Raw genomic sequence first — 857 nt, forward strand, 5'->3', positions numbered from 1 at the left:
CGTCAGTGCCAAAACCGTAACTGGTATCGCCATCCGATTTGGCTTAAAAGTGCTTATCCCAGTGACGTTGATCATCACGCTTGGTAGCGAACTCATCATGCGTTTACAAACCAGCGATACACGAGTGATTGAGTTGGGTGCGACTTACTTGTGGTATGCGTTTCCGGTGCTGTTGCTTACGCATATCGTCATCGTGCTCGAAGCCAGCATGCGCTCCTCGGGAGACACCGTCACTCCGCTATTAATGGGTGCAATGACCATCGTCCTTAATATTGGTTTGAATTTCTGGTTAATCAAAGGCGGCTTTGGCATCCCAGCAATGGGGGTCGCTGGTGCGGCATTCGCTACGACCATTTCTCGTTTGTTCCAAGTACTCGCCATGATTGCCTACATGCGTTGGCAGAAGCACTGGTTGCTGGAAGTAAAAGAAGGCTCTGAACGCCCTTCGTTGTGGCTGTCTTATCGTCGTCTTGCGCTGCCAATGACGCTAGGTGCATTACTTTGGGCAATCGGCACCATGGTTTATCAGATGATTTTTGGCCACATGGGGACAACCGAATTGGCAGTATTTAGTATGCTCGGCCCATTTGAATCACTCTGTTACTCGATTTTTTTTGGGATCTCTGTGGCGTGCTCTGTGATGATTGGTCAATCCTTGGGGCGTGATGCCTTTGAGCAAGCTGAGCACATGGCAAAATTCTTTATCAAAGCAGTCTTTGTGTTTGGTATTTCCATCGGCGCACTGTTGCTTCTTAATCGTGAGTTGATCATTGCAGCATTGAATTTGGACAACCCTGAGCTTTACCCACTCGCAGCCCCTGCGGTGATGATTTTGTGCTGCCCGATTTGGTTGCGTA

The 857-nt window shown here is 48.9% G+C and carries 1 protein-coding gene; it reads left to right on the forward strand.

The annotated features are described in order from the left end of the window. Nucleotides 1–857: MATE family efflux transporter (locus tag R7Q48_RS25870; RefSeq protein WP_318133037.1), on the forward strand; the 857-nt coding region annotated here is incomplete at both ends.

It is taken from the genome of Vibrio sp. 378 (genome assembly GCF_033339435.1).